Genomic DNA, 14,365 nt, shown 5'->3' on the forward strand with positions numbered 1-14,365 from the left:
TTTCCCATGGAACGCATTCATCAGCGCACCGTTTCAAAGGGCTGCGTTATTTGGGTATCTGCGCCTTCAAAAAATACGCCGCCCTCCGTACAAAATAGGCACACGGTCCCTCCCTGCCATCAAAAACAGCAAGAAGGATCCATGTTCGGTCGCCATCCGGCTTGCATGGCTGCCATGCAGATAGTTCCTCCGCAGAACCTCCAGCCAGGAACTTCCTATAACTATCCTCAGCCCCGGTATCATCCTCCATCCACACCCGCATCACCTCCAGGCGATGCACTCGCAGCCAGTTATTCCACGACTCCGCATCGCCATCGTCGAAGAATGGCAGCTCAGGATGGCTGCGCGCGCCGCCTGCATGCAGGACCAGCGGCGCGGCCTTGATCGGCAAGACATTCATTTTCGGACCTCCATTCCATCGTTTCCTGTTTCCTTCCGCCCTCGGCACGGGCCGCCACGCCGCATGCAGTCACTGCGGTCCCGACTTGGCCAACCGGCGCTGCAGCGGTTCCCGCGCAAGAGACAAGGCATCCTGATTGGCATTGGCCTGCCGGCTTTCAATTTCAGACTGCACGGCTGGCCGCACCTGCCTGTCCAAGCCTTCCATGCCCAGCCGGCTCTTGCTGGCCAGGTCATTGAAGTCGGTATATCCCTTCGGATCGGCCGCCTGCTCGCCCGGGGCGAAGATGGGCAGCAGCACGCGACCGCCAGTCAGGCGGGCCGCTTCCTGTGCCTTGGCCTTGCCGGGATTGATCCCCTGCGTTGCTTCCAGGTGCTGGTCGTTGTCTCCGGCGATGATCACCGGTTTGCCCGGAAAACGGCCGTGCAATGCCTTCGCCACCAGTGGCAGGTTGCCCGAGTCAAAAGCGGCCACTGTGGCGAAGCCAACCGACTTTGACAGGCTGGCGGCGGTCGCATAGCCTTCCGCGATGACCAGCGCGGGCGCCCGGGCCAGCGCCTCCAGGCCGCCGACGGCGTGGAAGCAGCCGGTCTTCCGGCTGTCGCGAGCGAAGCGCTTGCTGCCATCCTCGCCGATGTACTGCATGCTCCACTGCTTGCCGTCGGCGTCGGTGGCGGGAATGTAGCTGGTCTTGCCTGCCGTGTCGGTAAAAATGCCCGTGGTAGGCAGTAGCCCCTTCGACACCAGGTACGGCGTCGGTTCCGCCATCGGCAGCAGGCTGGCCATCTGCCGCACGACGCGACTCGCCGCTGCCTCCTGCAGCTGCGCCTGGGCGGCCTGGCGTTCCTGCAGCCTGGTGGCCGCTTCGGCCTGCAGCCGGGCTTTCTGTGCTGGGTCGAGCGCATAGCCCTTGTATTTCCAGTCCATCGCCTCGCCCGTCTTGTTGTTCTTGATATGGCCTGCCGGAAGGCCATCGAGGTGGGCGACATAAAAGCCGGAGCCGGAATGCTCGCTGTGCTTTTCGCCTTCCACGGTGATCCGGTGCTTCTGACCATCCATCACGGGGTGCTCCCCGCTTACCACGCAGCGCAAGCTGCGCAGCGCATCGGCAAACTCTTCCTGCGCCGTCATGGCGGGCCCCTGCTGGGGATCTGCCTTGCCGGGCATCCAGCGCGCCAGCCGCACCATGTTCGCCTTCGCTCCCGCATACCAGGACTTTGCCACCTTGTCCCATGCCGCGCCCGCCGCCTTGGCCAGCTTGCGTTCGCCGTAGGGCACGGCCAGGTACTGGCGCGGCTGGCGCACTGTAGTTGGCGCGCCGTCACGCGCTTCCGGTCCGCCAGCACCTTCCGCTGCGGGTTGCCGGTGCCACTTCCCGAACACGGCGGGATCGGCCCCAGGCGGCACCGTCCACGATTGCACCGCCCTGTCCCACCGCGCGCCCAGGGCCTTGGCTTCGTCCTTTTCCCTGAAAGGCACGGCAAGCAGAACGCCTGCGCCCGGTGCGGCCTGGCCGCTGCCCTGTTCAAGCTGCGCCACCCGGCGCTGCAGGTCCGCGCTGCCGGTGACGGCCGCCAGTTCCGCGCTCTTGCGCGCTTCGCGGGCCGCAATCAGGTCTTCCGCGGCGCTGGCAGGATCGCGCCGCACTCGCTCTTCATGCAGGCGGGCCAGTTTCACGGCCTTCTCGCGTTCATCCGTTTCGGAGTGTGCGTCGATCAGCGCCAGCCTGCCCGCCAGCTGCGCAGCTTCGCGCTGGGTGCCACGGTCGGCCAGCCACTGGTGGCGGCCATCGGCCTGCTGCGCGTAGACGCTCCAGAATTCCGGCCTGAGGCCCAACTGCTCGGCCGATGCTTCCTGCTGCTCCCCATCCACCTCGCCGGTAGCCATGCCCTGCACCATCACGCGGCCGTTCCAGTCGTGCGGCAAGGTAAAGCCCAGATGCCGCATGGCGGCTGCGTCCAGAACGGCACCGGCCTCGCTGCCGCCACCGCGCAATACCTGCAGTCGCGCCAGGGCCACCTCGCTGTCGCCCACATTGTCCATATCGACCTTCACGATAGCCTCCCCTTCCTCCCGTTCCACGCGCTTCTCCGCCTGAGCCGCGCCGATCGCCTGCCAGTGCTGTTCCTGGGCCGCTGCCACTGCCTGCTCCACTTCCGGCGATGCAAAGCGCTCGCATTCGAAATCGCCGTCTGGCCCCCACACGACGCCAGCGAGCTCCCGCCCGTCCGCCGCCTCCATGCTGCGGTTAGTGGCCTGCGACTTCCCAACGTAGCAGCGTGCCGCTTCGTCCAGCGTGCCGAAGGACTGCGAAAACAGGTCCTTGCCGCCCACCCGTTCCCGGACTATGAACGGCGCAGCATCCGCTGCAACAGGCGCCCGCTGCGGCGACGCAGTCTGCCCCAGCGTCTGCACCTGTTCCAGCCCCAGCACGTAGGCCTGGATCTTCTCGGCCCCGGACGCGGCGCGGAAAATCTCCAGCGGATCGGACTGCAGCGCGCGTATCCATGATCCGACATAGGCCGCGTGCTGGCCGGGATCGTGGCCGATGCCCAGCTCGTCGCCCAGCAGCATGCTGGCGATTTCCGCACGCAGCTCTTCACGCGCATATTCCTCGCTGCCGAAGGGATGGCCAAGGTCGCGGCCCAGCCGGCTGGCGTGCCCCGTCCAGTGCCCGAGTTCATGCAACGCCGTCGCATAGTAATTGTCCGCCGTAGGGAACTGCTCCTTGCCCGGCAGGTGGATGGTATCGCTCGACGGCCGGTAGAAGGCGCTGTCGCGGCCCTCGCGCCCGCCATGCTCGATTCTGGCGCCCGACGTCTGCAGTATCCGCTCCGCACGCTCGGCCGGCGCCCAGACAGCTGCTGGCCGTGGCGCCAGCAGCGCCAGGCCGTCGATCTGCGACGCGTTGAACACTGTGGAGAAAAACATCTGCGGCCGCTCCAGCCTGACGGACTGCCGCGCCTGGCGGCCGTCGCTGCCCAGCACCGGCTTGCCGTCGGCATCCGTCTGGCCCTGCTCCTCGCTGAATTTCCAGTACTGGATGGGCGTGCCTTTCTCGCCCTGGCGCACCTGCGCCCCGGCGGAAGCAGCCTGCTTGTAGGTCATCCAGCGCTGGTCTTCATGGCCTTCGCTCATCAGGTGCAGGGCGTTGATGCCCTTGTAGCGCTTGCCAGTGGTGGGATTGAATGGCAGGAACGCTCCCGGCTCGCCCGGCTGCCATGGCTTTTGCCAGGGCGCCGTGCCTTCCCTGAGCTGCGCCACCAGCTTCTCGGCGATCGTTTCAATCAGTGACTTGGGCAGGTCGTTCATGGCTGGTGCTCCCTGTCAGGGGCAGCGGCGCGCTGGCATCGGCCAGGTCGACGGCGCCTGCCGCCGCATCGTGTTCATCCACGGCATCCTCGGCAAAGGAGCCGGCCTGTTCGGCTTCATCCGGCGCGAACTCGGCCCGGCTGCCTGGTATGGCGGCGTCGCCCAGTTTTTCGCGCAGGACGGCTGCCATGGCCTGTTCGTCGGCCATCGCGCCACCGGTCTGCCTGTCTCGTGCATTCTTCATCGGTTTCCTCCTCTTCTACGCGGTTGAAAATGGAACCTGCTACCAGGTCAGCACCGGGACGATCACAGTGCGGACCTGCATGCGCTGAACGGGGCCGAAGTAGCGCGCGTCGAAAGAGCGGGGATTGGCGTCCGCCATCAGCAGCAACTGGAATTCGCTGAGGATGTATTGGTCGGCCTGGAAGCGCGCCATGGGGCGGCCATTGCCGTCGGCGACCAGCGGCGCGCTGTGCGCAAGCAGGCGTCCGTTAACGCGCACGCCGTCCGGCGCCACGCTGACCGCGTCATTGCCCGCGCCAAGCACTTTCTTCATCATGTAGCCATAGTCGCCGGGACAGAAACCCGCGCCGATGTAGCCGCGCCGGAGCGCCTCCTCAAACACCCCCAGCTGGGGTGGACAGAACATCACGTAGCGTCCGGGCGCCACCGGGGCCGAACTGGTCCAGTACAAGCCGCGCGGAATGCTATGGCTGCTGTTGATGCGCGCGCCAGCCAGGTGGGCTGCCACGCCCAGCACCAGCAGCGCGGCGCCCAGCGAGGCGCTCCAGGCGCCGAGTTTCACGCATGTCCTGTTCATAGCCGTATCCCCTCCCCGTCTGCAGGCCGGTGCGCGTGGTGCAGCCTGTCGCTTTTCGTGGGCGCGGGGATCGCGGCGCGCGCCTGGAAGACCGCATCCTGGAAGTACAGCGGCTGGCGACCGTAGATCGCCGGATAGCCTGCCACGTAGACGACCATGTCGCCGGCCTTCTCGATGTCGCCGCTGGCCGACTTGACGGGACCGGGCATGCGCAGGCACTCGTCCGGCGTGAGCAGCGGGCGCTGCGTTTCCTGGATGGTGCGCGACACCTGGGCCAGCAAGGCGCTGGTGCGGCGCCCGCTCGTCGTGACCTGTTCCTTCGCCACCGTGGTCTGGCCCGTCAGCTTGGACAGGTGCTCGGCCGTCTCCAAGCGGTTCGGCGGATAGGCATTCTGGATATGGCAGCTCGAGGTGATGCTTTCATCGGGACCATAGCCCGTTTCGCGGCTCTTGAGCTGGTTAATGTCCTGGCAGATCAGGTGGCACTTGATGCCGTAGCCGGCCAGGAAACCCAGGGACTCCTGCATGATGTCCAGCTTGCCCAGGCTGGGAAACTCGTCGAGCATGATCAAGAGGCGGTGCCGGTAGCGCGCCACGGGGCGCCCGTTCTCGAAGCTGACGCGGTCGGCCAGCTGGCGCACGATCATATTGACCAGCACGCGCACCAGCGGGCGCAGGCGCGCCTTGTCCGTTGGCTGCGTGACGATATACAGGCTCACCGGGCTGTCGTGATGCATCAGGTCGCGGATGCGGAATTCCGAGCGGCTCACGTTGCGCGCGACGATCGGGTCGCGGTACAGCGACAGGTAGGACTTGGCCGTCGACAGCACGGAACCGGCTTCCTCCTCGGGCCGGTCGAGCATGTCGCGCGCGGCAGAACCCACCACCGGATGATTGCGTCCGTCCGCATGGCTGTAGGTGATCATTTCCATCCACAGCTCGCCGATGCCGCGGTTCGGGTCCGCCATCATGGCGTCGACCACGGACAGGGTGGCCGTCGTGCCTTCGACGCGCGCCTTGTACAGCGCATGCAGGATCACGCCCACGATCAGCGCCTGGCTGGTCTTTTGCCAGTGCGTCTCCAGCCCCTTGCCGTCCGGGTCGACGATCAGGGTGGCGAGATTCTGCACGTCGCCCACCTCGTGCTCAGTATCGAGGCGGATCTCGTCGAGCGCATTCCAGCACACGCTGCCCTTGGCGGCGGCCGGCTCGAAGTACAGCACCCTGTTCCCCGCATGCTTCTGGCGCCAGCCCGAGGTCAGCGCCCACAGCTCGCTCTTCAGGTCGGTGATGACGGCGCTGTGCGGCCACGCGAGCAGGGTCGGCACCACCAGGCCGACACCCTTGCCGGAGCGGGTCGGCGCGTACGTCAGCACGTGTTCCGGGCCGTCGTGGCGCAGGTAGTGCTGCCTGCCCGCCCGGTCCAGCCAGGCCCCCACGTACACGCCAGCGCTAGCCGGCTGGACCCTTCCGGCCAGCAGCTGCCACAGCGAGCGCGGTGCGGGCAGCAGGCCGGCGGCGCGGATGTCCGTGATGTTCGCCCAGCGCGCCGAGCCGTGCAGGTACTCGCTGGCGCGGGCCGAATTCACCGAGATCATCCTGGCCACCAGCAGCCCGATCAGGCCGATCCCCGCGACGCTGATGCCCACGCTGCCCGCCTGCACCAGCGCATCCGGGTACTGGCCGCGCCACCTGGCCGCCCAGCCGACGATCGCCCATGGCGGATAGACCTGGCTGGCATGCCAGCCCAGCGCGCTCTGGTAATGGAAGGCATGGGCAAAGAACTGGGTGGCTGCCTGGAAACCGCCAACAAGGGTGAGCGCGGCCAGCGCGGGGATGGCCTTGCGGGCGCCCCGCCGCGCGCTGCGCACTTGGGGTCCGACGGCATTATTGAACCTGTCTTTCATCTGGTCCGTCCTTTCGTCTTGATGACGCCGTCAAGCGTCACGGTGACGGCATCACCGGGAGCCAGCTTGCGCAAGCGCCTTGCTGCTGCGCCGCCCACCGGCAGGACCATCGTTGCCGCGCCCCGCTCCAGCAGCGCCAGCACCTGGCCGCCCGCCTCGCGCAGCCCGGCAAAGACAGCCGGCCCCTTGACACCATCATATCGTTCAAATTTCGGTATATCGGACAATCGCGGCCTTGTTTGTTCCTGCTCAAGGAGGAAGGCATCCACTGCCGCCGGGCCGGTATCCAGCTTGTCCGCTACGCCTCCCCGCCCAGGAACATGCCGTCGCATGCGCTGATCTGCTGCGGCTCCTTGCTGCTCCACGTGACCAGGTACATCACGCGGCAGTAGCACTTCAGTTCCACTGCCGATGCGAACCATACCGAGTTGGGACAGCTTTCGCAGACGGTTCCTGGCTGCGGGCGGCGGATGGCCTCCAACGCCACCAGGGTCGGACTGGGAGTGGGAGCCGCGCCGGGGTCCGGCGCTTGCGCGGCCGGCCGTGGTGGCGGCGCACGCTCCAGCGACTCCAGCGCCTGCTCCAGCAGCGCGTCGCGCTGCGCCTTCACCGGGTTGTCCGCCCCGGCGCGGTTGCCTTGCCTGTTCATCCTGCGTCTCCTTCGTGCCCCCGGCACGCAACAGATCCTGCCGGCGCCGCTCCAGCACGGCGTCGTCGAACGTGACCGCCAGGTGCGCGGCAGCCGCCGCCTGGATGACCTGGTCCTGGAACGCGGCGCTGCCAGCGACATGCAGGCAGCTGCCATAGCGCGAAACCGCCATGTCCAGCGCCAGCTGCAGGCCCGCCTGCGTGGCGCCGCGCGTGATTTTCAGCTTATGCCCGTCGTCGCGGATCGTGGTCGCGCCAGCGCAATAGATGAGCGTGCCATGCTTGGTCACGCTGTCCTGCCGCAAACCATTCGGCGCCTGCGCCCCGCCTACCTCACTTGCCAGCTCGCTGCCGGCCAGCGTGTTTCCCGCCAGGCCCTGCTTGCCGCCGCGTGCTCTCAAGGCGGTCAGCGCCTGGGCGTCGCCAGCCCCGGCACGGGTGCGCAGCCAGTCCGCCCAGGCAAGGCGGCCGTGCTGGCTGCGGATGGCGCTGCGTTCCGCAAGGTAGCCGCTATTGATGCGTTCGATGTCCGCCATGAGCGTCTTCGCGGCTGCCGCATGCAAGATGCGTTTGGCAAACGGGCCGCAGGCAAGCATGCGGATGGCGGCCCGCTTGAGCCTGCCCCGGCGCTTCGCCTCGGCAATCAGGCGCTTGTGCTGTGCGCGTGCGCCGGCCAGCGCACCAGCGCGCAGCTGGACGGCTTCCTGCTGCTGTTCCTGGTAAAGCGCATACAGTGCGGCCGTCGCCACGCGCAGGCGCAGCGGCTGGCGGGTTTGGCTCGCTTGGCGGGGATGGCCGCCTGTCCCGGCCGGCCAGGGAGTGTATGGTCCAAGCCGCGCTTCCAGGCGCGCCCGGGAACAGTCGCGGTGCACGGAGCTAGCCTTCACGGCCGTGCCGTCTTCGGCCAGGATCACCAGGCCATTGCCGCGTTCGCGCAGCGCCAGCCCGTGCGACAGCAGCACGCCATGCAGTTCCGCCCACGAGGCCGCTTCCCGCATCTGCGCATGGCATGCGCGGCGCACCAGTCCCAGCAGGCTCTCGATGCCGGCGTGGCGCTCCATGTCCATGGCGCGGCTGGCGGCGCCCGTTTGCCGCGCCTGGTGGTTGTCGCGCTGTAAGCCGAATTCGTCTTCCAGCGCCGCGCACAGCTGGCCCAGCGTGGCATGGTCGCGGTAAGGCTGGTGGATCGTGTAGCGGGTGGGATGGATCTTGTTGATGGCGATATGCACGTGCAGGTTGTCCGTATCATGATGCACGACGCTGATGCGCTGGTGCGCCCCATAGCCCAGCCCGTGGCAGATGCGTGCCTCCACGGCCTGCAGCACGGCCGGAGGCGGTTCCTCGCCACCAGGAAAACTGAGGATCAGGTGATAGGTCTTGTCCGACAGCGCGCGCTGGTTCTGCGCCTGCGTGTTGAGGATCTCGGTGACGGCCACAGCGGCCTGGTCCGACTGGCAGTTCGTGACCGTCACGCAGCCAACGCGTTCCCGCTTGGCCTGCGCGTCGGCCAAGTAGGCCAGCAGGCTGGCAAAGCCGCTTTTCCTGGCCACCTTCATGGGAACATGCTTGGCGATCATGCTGCTCTCCCCCTGCTGGGCTGCGACTGCCGTTGACCGGCCGGTGCCGCCAATTTTTTAGCGGCTAAAGTCCGCGCCCCTGCTGCGGCAGGACCACGGCGCGCATGACGGCATGCATTTCCTCCTGGGTATCGGCGATCTTGGCCAGCACGGCGCGGATTGTCGCTTCGCCGAACGCAGCAGTGCGCTCATCGTTGGTCAGCCACAGTTTCAGCAGGCCTCCCAGCCGGCCCAGGTCGCCATTGATGCGCGCCAGTTCCTCGACGCGCCGGTGGTCGAGGATGCCCGGCAGCCGGTGGCCCAGCCCGACCCTGCGCAGATAGGCCGCCACCGGTAGCCCGGCCGCGGCGGCCAGCCGCTTGATCTGCGCTTCTTCGTCGGGCAGCACCGGCACGCGCAGCTGCCGGGCCTTGCGGGTGGTGGCGTGTCCTGGTTCTTGCATGGCGTCCTCGCGGTTGGCGCGGCACGCGCAGGCCTCGCAGAGCAGGATGTCCGTTGAGCGCCGCAGGCGCGAATAAGGCCATGTGAAGAGAGATAACCGGCCCGCCGGTTAGCTAACTTCACCTATCCTGCCCCGGCCCGCACGGCGACCGAGCCATTTAATCGTAGGACAGGCTTTCGATTTAACCCTTGTTCTGGCACAAAACGGAGCGGATTTTATCGGTCACTATTCCGAAAAGGCCTTTAAAGGCCTTATCTGCCTCCAACCGTGGCATATCAGGCTTCAACCGTGTCAAATTGGTGGTTCAACCGTGCCAGTTTTGTGGTGTAACCGTGCATCTTACGCATAACGTGAAGGGGAATAAATACCATGGAGAAACCCTATGCCGAACAACTGAGTGACTGGATCAAATGCAGCAAGCCGGCCAAGCGCGACCAATATCTGGTCGCCTTCCTCGCCGTCAGCGACGATGTACGCGCCGCACTGGCGGCGGGCTTTCCCATGAATACCATCTGGCGCCATATGTATGCCTCGGGACGCGTACCGTTCGGCTACGACACGTTCCTGAAGCACGTGCACCGCATGCTGAAAGCATCCGCACCGGCCGAGGAGACGGCTGGACAAGGCGTGGCGCCGCAGCGGCTGGCATCCCGCCAGGCCCGCGCGGCTTCCGGGAAACCGGACGCCGTGACACCCCGCCCGGCGCCAGCGCCGGCCGGCTTCCATTTCAACCCGATCCCGGACAAAAAGGAGCTACTGTAATGGCCCATATCCATATGATGCTGCAGGGAAAAGGCGGTGTCGGCAAGTCGCTGATCGCTGCCATCCTCGCCCAGTACATGCTCAGCAAGGCCCGCACACCGCTGTGCATCGACACCGATCCCGTGAATGCCACCTTCCATGGCTACCAGGCGCTGCAGGTCCGGCGCATCGACCTGATGGAAGAGGAAGAAATCAATCCGCGCGGCTTCGACGCCCTGATCGACCTGGTGGCGCAGGCGCAGGGAGACGCCATCATCGACAACGGCGCGAGTTCCTTCGTACCGCTGTCGCACTACCTGATCAGCAACCAGATCCCGGCCTTGCTGGCGGAACTCGATCATTTGCTGGTGGTGCACACCGTGATCACGGGCGGCCAGGCCCTGCTCGATACCATCAGCGGCTTTGCCCACCTGGCCAGCCAGTTTCCGCCGGAAACCCGCTTCATCGCCTGGCTCAATCCCTACTGGGGGCCGGTCGAGCACGAAGGTAATGGCTTCGAGCAGATGAAGACCTATCAGGCCAACAGGGAGCGGCTGTCCGCCATCGTCCGCCTGCCCGTATTGAAAAAGGAAACGTTCGGACGCGACCTGGCCGGCATGCTGCAGCAGCGCCTGACCTTCGACGAGGCGCTGGCCATGCCCGCACTGCCGATCATGACGCGCCAGCGCCTGAGCATCATCCGGCGCCTGGTCTACGGCGAACTCGATGCCGCGATGGTGCTGTGATGGGCGACCAGACCGAGGAACTGCTGCGGGAAATTGCCGCTAAACACGGCATTGCCGTCGCGCGCGATGACCCCATCCTTGTTTTGCAGACCATCAACAGCCGCCTGATGCAGGACAGCGCCAGGGCCCAGCAAGTCCAGTTAGATCGGTTCAAGGAGGAAATGGAGGAGCTGTCGCGGCGCTGGAGCACGGACGCCAGGGAAAAGGCCGAACGCATCGTCAATGCAGCGCTGGCCGCCGCCCGGGAAGCCATGGCTGCCGCCATGCTGGAAGGAGGCCAGCAGGCGGCAAGGGCCGCACGCCAGGAAATCGACGGCGCCCTGCTGCAGCTCGCACGTCCCGTGCGCGCCGCGCATGCCATCGCGGTGTTGAATGTCGCCGCCAGCTGCCTGGCCATGCTGGCGGCGGCCGTGGCCTCATGGGCCGTGCTGCGATAGGCCCAGCCGCGAGCCGCGACCGGCTTGCAGTACATGGCTGCGCTCGGGGGCTTGCCGCTGCAGCAGCTTTTCCAGGCGCTGCGCCTGCTGCTGCGCATCCCACTCGCTGGCCAGCGCGGGATGCTGGGTACGCAGCTTGCGCGCAGCCAGTTCTTCGATGCGCGGCGCGTGAACGCCCATGCTGTCGCGCACCTCGCGCACCAGTTCCAGGCGGCCCAGCAGGCGCTGCATGGTTTTCTGTTGCTGCTGCACCTGCTGCTGCCACTGCGCGCGCGTGGCGGGAAAGGCCAGCAAGCCCGGCTGCTGCATCTGCGTGCGCTGCAGGCGCGATGCCTGCGACTCGATCAAGTTCTCCAGCCTGTCCTCGATGCGCTCGACCTGCTCGTGCTTGGCCTCGACCTGCGCCGCCAGTGCCGCGCCATACTGTGTGTCCAGCGGGGCGGCATCCAGCATTGCCGCCTGCTCCAGTTGCTCCTCGGCTGCCTGGTAAAGCTGCGCATCGGCCTGCATCTCGGCCCCACCTCGCGCGCCAGACCTAGCAGTCCTGCCTTGCTGCGGCCGCTCCATCGATAGTTTCATGATCCGCCTCCGGTTTTAGCGGGCTCTGCCCTACCGGCTCAGCTTGCGCCCCTGTTTGACGCTGGCACTGCTGCTGTGCGCCTGGCCGTCCTCGTAGCTGACACTGGTATCGATGCCCGTCCCAGGTACTTTAGCGAAATCGCTGGCGGCGTGCTTGATCAATGTCTTGCCAACCTGCTGGTACACGCTGGCGCCATCGGCGTGCACGATGACGCCGGCATACGTCTTGGCCTTGTCGGCATTACCTGCAAGATAAATATCGTAGATGCCGGGCTTGATCGCCCCTGCCTTGTCCACCTTGCTGGTAGCCCACTGTCCGCCCTGCTCGTTTTGCAGCAGGCGCTGCCCGTTCATGACCAAGACTCTTTGCTTCATCAATACGCTCCTGTTTATCGGTAGGACGTGACAGCGGCCGATTCGTTCGGCGATGGGCCATTTTAAGACGCGATACTTGCCGCTGGGCAGCTAAATGCCCGTGATGTGGCACACATCAAACTACATCCGTGCCTGCTTCTCCATCCGGCATGTCCCTGAGCCGCCGCGCCTGGCGGGACATGCCCTGCAGGATCGCATCGGCAAGATCCAAGGGAAAGCCGGGTGGCAGCAAGCCATACATGGCGGCCACCACCGCATCGGCATGGCCAAACACCTCGTCGATCACGTCTTGCGCCGCAGCCGCGCCGAAACTGGCCTGGCGAGCCTGGCTCAGCCAGTGGCGCCGCTGGATCTGCTCCAGGTAATAATGGTTGCTGGCGCCGCGCACGGCCATCGCCAGGCGGGCATCCTGGCGCGGCAGTTGGTGCGCGCCGGGGCCGATGATGGGATGGGCGGACAGCACGTCGTAGAGCGGCGTCGACTGGAAACGGCTGTGCGGCAAATGAAAAATGCTGAAGTTCTTCGCATGGCCATCGGTCGCTGCCAGCAGCCAGAACACCAGCTGGGTCTTGAAGAAGCGGCGGCGGTCTGCCTCGGCCTGCGCAGAGCCCAGCAGGATGTCCATGATGCGGCTGATGCCCGGCCCGCCATCGGCCTGGTACTTGTGCAGGGGCGACGTGCCGGTCGCCTGGCAAAAATCCTCCTGCGGCAGCCGAACGATCCAGCTGCCGTCGCCAGACAGCCTGCGGTCGAAGCGCTCCACCACCAACGTCTTCAGGTCCTCGAAAGTGGCGATGCGGCATGGCGCCGTGGGTAGTCCGAACGCGTGCATGATCTGCGAACACAGCCATTCGTTTTCCACCGAGGTGCGCATGTCCGCTCGCATATTGCCCACCAGCCCCATGGGCAACTTCAGTATGTGCGTCGTCGGCGTGCTGCCGGTGGGACGGTGCCACTGGCCGCGATGCCATAGCAAGGCCGTCTTTTCCTGCGCTCCCGCAATCGACAGACGCAGGTCCGGCTCCACGCCGGCATGCCCGAACGGGGCTTCCGCGACCGTGTTGCGCAATATCCTCGCCACGCCAGCCTCGTCCAGCGCCTCGCCCGTGATGGTAAACAGGTCCGTGGGTACCTCGCCGGGCGGCAATAGCTGGATGGCGCCGACACAGTCGCGCCCGGCCGCAGCGAGCAGCTGGTACGGCGCGATGCCGCCGGTCTGGAAGTGCTGGGCCATGCGGCGGCGGATCGGTTCGCTGTCAGGCAGGAGGTTGTCGAAATAATTCTGCACCAGCGGGCCGCGATAGGCGCCGCCCTGCGGCTTGAAAGGCATCGACAGCGACAGCGGCCGTCCGGCCTCGTCGTCGATCCAGGCGTCAAAGTAGGTCAGCGCCGAGGTGCCAGCGGACGCGTCCCAGTAGGCGACGGGCATGCCGTTCAGCCACAGGTGCAGGCGCTGCGCATGCGCTCGCCGGCCCATAGCTTACCAGCGCTCCCTGGCCGATGGTGGAGGCTCCTGCCTTGCCGGCGCCTCCGGCCGCGCGGGACCGGGTGCACGCTGGCGCGCGAGGCGGGCGGCGGGCCGCCCCGCATCGGTTGCCTCCTGCGCGATGGCGGCATCCGGGGATGGCTGCCCGGCTGGCGAGAGCAGCAGTTCGGCCCCCAACAGCCGCAGCACCGTGTACAGGCGCTCAACGCTTGTCGAGGCGGGATTGGCTTCGATCTGCGCATAGCTTTGCTGCGTGATGCCCAGCTGCTCCGCCAGCGCCTGCTGCGACAGGCCGGCCTGCTTGCGGAAGCTCACGAGAATCGGCCGCAACTGCTGCAAGGATCGGATCGGATAGTCCATGGCGTGTCCTGGGATGTGTATCTACAGTATAGGAACTGTGAAACGCAATTACAAGAAAAAGACTGTAATCCCACTTTACAGTCCATAGACTGTATCTTGGATATTCCAGTCGATGACTGCCGGGCACCGCCAGCAAGCCAGCGGCTCAGTTAGCGCTGTGGAATTTCAACCAGAACGCTTCGCGGCAGCGACTGTCAAAGCGCCTGACCGCTGGCTGCACCTCCACCGGCGCCTGCCCGTTCGATGGCACTTCATAGGTGATCCAGCACTCCGCGCAGGCCGCCTGCGATGGAAAGCTATCCTCTTCGGACGTGCGCCGCACCACCACGCCATTGCTGAAGTAATAAGTGGCCACTTCCTGTCGTACATCAAAGCCGTCCTCCTGCCAGGAGGATTGCGCGATATCGCGCCGCTCGATGACAGCCTGGCTGGGCAGGTTGAAAATAGCACCGATGTAGGTCAACAAGTCATTCATGGTCGCATGACAAATAATTGGACGGTTCCGTCTGCACTTCAAGACACGCTGGCGGAAACT

15 protein-coding genes are annotated in these 14,365 nt (G+C 65.9%); 3 read left to right on the forward strand and 12 right to left on the reverse strand.

Features of this window, described 5'->3' with window-relative positions; translation table 11 throughout:
- Positions 1-46 precede the first annotated feature (46 nt).
- From CSQ95_RS10960 to traJ, 7 genes are all read right to left on the reverse strand, one after another.
- A complete protein-coding gene (locus CSQ95_RS10960; protein WP_099409517.1) occupies positions 47-400 on the reverse strand; it encodes a hypothetical protein in 354 nt (117 codons plus the stop codon).
- Between the two features lie 69 nt (positions 401-469).
- Positions 470-3,664, reverse strand: coding sequence for a zincin-like metallopeptidase domain-containing protein (locus tag CSQ95_RS10965; protein ID WP_257218021.1), 3,195 nt, complete (start codon positions 3,662-3,664; stop codon positions 470-472).
- A gap of 19 nt (positions 3,665-3,683) precedes the next feature.
- On the reverse strand, positions 3,684-3,956 hold the full coding sequence (locus CSQ95_RS10975) for a protein TraD (protein ID WP_099375900.1): 273 nt from the start codon (positions 3,954-3,956) through the stop codon (positions 3,684-3,686).
- 39 nt (positions 3,957-3,995) lie between these two features.
- Complete coding sequence (gene traF / locus CSQ95_RS10980; RefSeq protein WP_099409518.1) at positions 3,996-4,532, reverse strand: conjugative transfer signal peptidase TraF; 537 nt, start codon at positions 4,530-4,532, stop codon at positions 3,996-3,998.
- Positions 4,529-6,439, reverse strand: a complete 1,911-nt coding sequence (locus CSQ95_RS10985) for a type IV secretory system conjugative DNA transfer family protein (RefSeq protein ID WP_099409519.1) — start codon at positions 6,437-6,439, stop codon at positions 4,529-4,531. The genes traF and CSQ95_RS10985 overlap by 4 nt, the downstream gene beginning before the upstream one ends.
- Complete coding sequence (gene traI, locus CSQ95_RS10990; RefSeq protein ID WP_099409520.1) at positions 6,436-8,664, reverse strand: TraI/MobA(P) family conjugative relaxase; 2,229 nt, start codon at positions 8,662-8,664, stop codon at positions 6,436-6,438. Before traI ends, CSQ95_RS10985 begins: the two co-directional genes overlap by 4 nt.
- A gap of 64 nt (positions 8,665-8,728) precedes the next feature.
- Positions 8,729-9,106, reverse strand: coding sequence for a conjugal transfer transcriptional regulator TraJ (traJ, locus tag CSQ95_RS10995; protein ID WP_099409521.1), 378 nt, complete (start codon positions 9,104-9,106; stop codon positions 8,729-8,731).
- Between the two features lie 369 nt (positions 9,107-9,475).
- On the opposite strand from traJ, the gene CSQ95_RS11000 reads away from it, so the two are divergent.
- The 3 genes from CSQ95_RS11000 to CSQ95_RS11010 are packed head-to-tail and all read left to right on the forward strand — an operon-like array spanning position 9,476 to position 11,030.
- Positions 9,476-9,868 (forward strand): TraK family protein, encoded by a 393-nt coding sequence (locus tag CSQ95_RS11000; protein WP_099409522.1) that lies wholly within the window; start codon positions 9,476-9,478, stop codon positions 9,866-9,868.
- Complete coding sequence (locus CSQ95_RS11005) at positions 9,868-10,593, forward strand: conjugal transfer protein TraL (RefSeq protein WP_099409523.1); 726 nt, start codon at positions 9,868-9,870, stop codon at positions 10,591-10,593. The genes CSQ95_RS11000 and CSQ95_RS11005 overlap by 1 nt, the downstream gene beginning before the upstream one ends.
- Positions 10,593-11,030, forward strand: coding sequence for a conjugal transfer protein TraM (locus tag CSQ95_RS11010; protein WP_099409524.1), 438 nt, complete (start codon positions 10,593-10,595; stop codon positions 11,028-11,030). Before CSQ95_RS11005 ends, CSQ95_RS11010 begins: the two co-directional genes overlap by 1 nt.
- On the opposite strand, the gene CSQ95_RS11015 is transcribed toward CSQ95_RS11010, so the two are convergent.
- The 5 genes from CSQ95_RS11015 to CSQ95_RS11035 all read right to left on the reverse strand — a co-directional run bounded on the left by CSQ95_RS11015 (position 11,010) and on the right by CSQ95_RS11035 (position 14,305).
- The gene (locus tag CSQ95_RS11015; protein ID WP_143449945.1) at positions 11,010-11,609 is read right to left on the reverse strand and encodes an IncP plasmid survival protein KfrC family protein; all 600 of its coding nucleotides are present in this window, start codon (positions 11,607-11,609) and stop codon (positions 11,010-11,012) included. The genes CSQ95_RS11010 and CSQ95_RS11015 overlap by 21 nt on opposite strands.
- A gap of 30 nt (positions 11,610-11,639) precedes the next feature.
- A complete protein-coding gene (locus tag CSQ95_RS11020) occupies positions 11,640-11,984 on the reverse strand; it encodes a KfrB domain-containing protein (protein ID WP_086147511.1) in 345 nt (114 codons plus the stop codon).
- A 115-nt stretch (positions 11,985-12,099) separates the two neighbouring features.
- Complete coding sequence (locus CSQ95_RS11025; RefSeq protein WP_099409526.1) at positions 12,100-13,461, reverse strand: type II toxin-antitoxin system HipA family toxin; 1,362 nt, start codon at positions 13,459-13,461, stop codon at positions 12,100-12,102.
- A 3-nt stretch (positions 13,462-13,464) separates the two neighbouring features.
- Positions 13,465-13,830 carry a helix-turn-helix transcriptional regulator gene (locus CSQ95_RS11030; protein WP_099409527.1) on the reverse strand — a complete coding sequence of 122 codons (366 nt, stop codon included), beginning with the start codon at positions 13,828-13,830 and terminating at the stop codon, positions 13,465-13,467.
- Positions 13,831-13,975: 145 nt separating this feature from the next.
- The gene (locus CSQ95_RS11035) at positions 13,976-14,305 is read right to left on the reverse strand and encodes a hypothetical protein (RefSeq protein ID WP_099409528.1); all 330 of its coding nucleotides are present in this window, start codon (positions 14,303-14,305) and stop codon (positions 13,976-13,978) included.
- Positions 14,306-14,365: the final 60 nt, after the last annotated feature.

Source organism: Janthinobacterium sp. BJB304 (assembly GCF_002735765.1).
In the GTDB taxonomy this organism is placed as follows: Bacteria; Pseudomonadota; Gammaproteobacteria; order Burkholderiales; family Burkholderiaceae_D; genus Janthinobacterium.

Excerpts from the sequence above, each read along its gene's own strand:
- CSQ95_RS10960 (WP_099409517.1), bottom strand. The coding sequence starts at position 400 with ATGAATGTCTTGCCGATCAAGGCCGCGCCGCTGGTCCTGCATGCAGGC.
- CSQ95_RS10975 (WP_099375900.1), bottom strand. The coding sequence starts at position 3,956 with ATGAAGAATGCACGAGACAGGCAGACCGGTGGCGCGATGGCCGACGAA.
- traF (WP_099409518.1), bottom strand. The coding sequence starts at position 4,532 with ATGAACAGGACATGCGTGAAACTCGGCGCCTGGAGCGCCTCGCTGGGC.
- CSQ95_RS10985 (WP_099409519.1), bottom strand. The coding sequence starts at position 6,439 with ATGAAAGACAGGTTCAATAATGCCGTCGGACCCCAAGTGCGCAGCGCG.
- traI (WP_099409520.1), bottom strand. The coding sequence starts at position 8,664 with ATGATCGCCAAGCATGTTCCCATGAAGGTGGCCAGGAAAAGCGGCTTT.
- traJ (WP_099409521.1), bottom strand. The coding sequence starts at position 9,106 with ATGCAAGAACCAGGACACGCCACCACCCGCAAGGCCCGGCAGCTGCGC.
- CSQ95_RS11000 (WP_099409522.1), top strand. The coding sequence starts at position 9,476 with ATGGAGAAACCCTATGCCGAACAACTGAGTGACTGGATCAAATGCAGC.
- CSQ95_RS11005 (WP_099409523.1), top strand. The coding sequence starts at position 9,868 with ATGGCCCATATCCATATGATGCTGCAGGGAAAAGGCGGTGTCGGCAAG.
- CSQ95_RS11010 (WP_099409524.1), top strand. The coding sequence starts at position 10,593 with ATGGGCGACCAGACCGAGGAACTGCTGCGGGAAATTGCCGCTAAACAC.
- CSQ95_RS11015 (WP_143449945.1), bottom strand. The coding sequence starts at position 11,609 with ATGAAACTATCGATGGAGCGGCCGCAGCAAGGCAGGACTGCTAGGTCT.
- CSQ95_RS11020 (WP_086147511.1), bottom strand. The coding sequence starts at position 11,984 with ATGAAGCAAAGAGTCTTGGTCATGAACGGGCAGCGCCTGCTGCAAAAC.
- CSQ95_RS11025 (WP_099409526.1), bottom strand. The coding sequence starts at position 13,461 with ATGGGCCGGCGAGCGCATGCGCAGCGCCTGCACCTGTGGCTGAACGGC.
- CSQ95_RS11030 (WP_099409527.1), bottom strand. The coding sequence starts at position 13,830 with ATGGACTATCCGATCCGATCCTTGCAGCAGTTGCGGCCGATTCTCGTG.
- CSQ95_RS11035 (WP_099409528.1), bottom strand. The coding sequence starts at position 14,305 with ATGAATGACTTGTTGACCTACATCGGTGCTATTTTCAACCTGCCCAGC.